Source organism: Shewanella sp. SG41-4, from assembly GCF_014164505.1.
In the GTDB taxonomy this organism is placed as follows: Bacteria; Pseudomonadota; Gammaproteobacteria; order Enterobacterales; family Shewanellaceae; genus Shewanella.
The window spans coordinates 1-1,692 of the sequence record NZ_JACJFI010000539.1; the positions used below are offsets into that span (position 1 = coordinate 1).

2 protein-coding genes are annotated in these 1,692 nt (G+C 37.5%); both read right to left on the minus strand.

Features of this window, described 5'->3' with window-relative positions:
- Nucleotides 1-26 precede the first annotated feature (26 nt).
- A complete protein-coding gene (locus tag H5202_RS21995; protein ID WP_182773911.1) occupies nt 27-281 on the minus strand; it encodes a hypothetical protein in 255 nt (84 codons plus the stop codon).
- Between the two features lie 109 nt (nt 282-390).
- On the minus strand, nt 391-1,692 hold a 1,302-nt coding region (locus H5202_RS22000; protein WP_182773912.1), incomplete at its 5' end, for a putative bifunctional diguanylate cyclase/phosphodiesterase.

Below are 1,692 nucleotides of genomic sequence, written 5' to 3' on the forward strand. Positions count from 1 at the left end.
ATTTGAGTTTATAAAACTTTGATTGCTCAAATGCCGGTGGTTTGAGTGTCTAGAAATTTGATTGCTGAAATGCAGGCGATTTGAGTGTTTAGAACTTTGATTGCTGGAATACCGGCGATTTGAGTGTCTAGGACTTTAATTGATGGAATGCCGGCTGTTTGCGTGTCTAGAACTTTGATTGCTGGAATACCGGCCGTTTGATTTTCAAGTCCATTTACCATAGTAACGCTACCGATAGCTAATGCCGATAAAACCGCTACTGTAATCATTCCTTTAATCATTTTAATCTCTCTTATATTTAGTAATTCAAGCTCAGGGTTAAATAACAATATTATTTTGACAACTGAACTTTTATTAGCATTTAGCATGCCAAATATAAGAGCTAATTATTTATTTTTTCATTAATGTACTATTTAATGCTTCAAATTTAAGTTTGTCAGCGGTGAGCATTAACTCAAAGTCGACTTCTCTAATAGGTTTACTGTAAATATAACCTTGAATTTCTTCACAATTAAGTGCTTTTAATATGTTGAGTTGTGCAGTTTGTTCTACACCTTCACCGACGACCGTTAGCCCCATATTGTGGGCAATTGTAATTATAGAATCGACCATCTTAAGATCCCGGTCAGATTTATCTATGTCATCAACAAAAGTTTTATCGATTTTTAGACAATTAATTGGAAAACGTTTTAGATATGATAAAGAAGAATAACCGGTACCAAAGTCGTCAAGAGCAAGGCTGACGCCCATTCTAGCCAATTGTTGCATCACTTTAATCGCTTGTTCAGGATCTTTAATCACAGTCCCTTCAGTTATTTCAAGTTCTAAGTGTTTAGCCGGTAATTTGGTTAGTCGTAAGATTGACTCTATTCGTTGGCGTAAATCAGGCAGAGCAAATTGTCTTGACGATAAATTGACCGCAACACGGCCACTAAATAGGCCTAGCTCTAACCATTTTTGCGCAGCAAAACATGCTTTGCGTAATACCACATCACCAATTTCAACGATCAAACCATTTTCTTCGGCAAGGGGAATAAATTCATTTGGTCCAATCAGGCCTAATGTAGGGTGATTTAACCTTACTAAGGCTTCCATTCCGGTGAGGCGATCTTTCTTTACGTCAATTTTCGGTTGGTAATACACTTCAAACAAATCATCTTTAAGCGCTTCTCTAATCAAACTTTCTATTTCAAGCTGACGTAAAGCATTTTGGTTTAATGACTCAGAATAAAACTGATAGCAGTTGCCACCACCTGACTTAGCGTGATACATAGCAATATCAGCTTTACGCAACAATGCTTGCTCGTTTTGTTCATCTTCAGGATAAAGCACAATACCGATACTAATGCCTAGCACCAGTGAGTCATTATTAAGCGTAAAAGCTGGTTTTAAACAATTTATCACTTGGGTTGCTATGGCTGCACACGATCCGATATCAGGGTGTTGATCGACAAGTAAAGCAAATTCATCCCCCCCTAGACGGTATAAGCTTGCGTGCTTTGGGATGGCTAACTTAATACGTTCAGCAACCCCAATTAATAAATCATCACCAATTTGATGGCCTAATGAATCATTAATACGTTTGAAATTATCTAAATCGAGCACCATCAAGGTGTGATGCACATCTTTTTTGACTAAGTTACTGAGTGTCACTTGCAAACTAGAGCGATTAGGTAAACCGGTAAGTAAGTC

Bases quoted from the DNA above. Each gene is read 5' to 3' on its own strand.
- H5202_RS21995 (WP_182773911.1), bottom strand. From the start codon at position 281: ATGATTAAAGGAATGATTACAGTAGCGGTTTTATCGGCATTAGCTATC.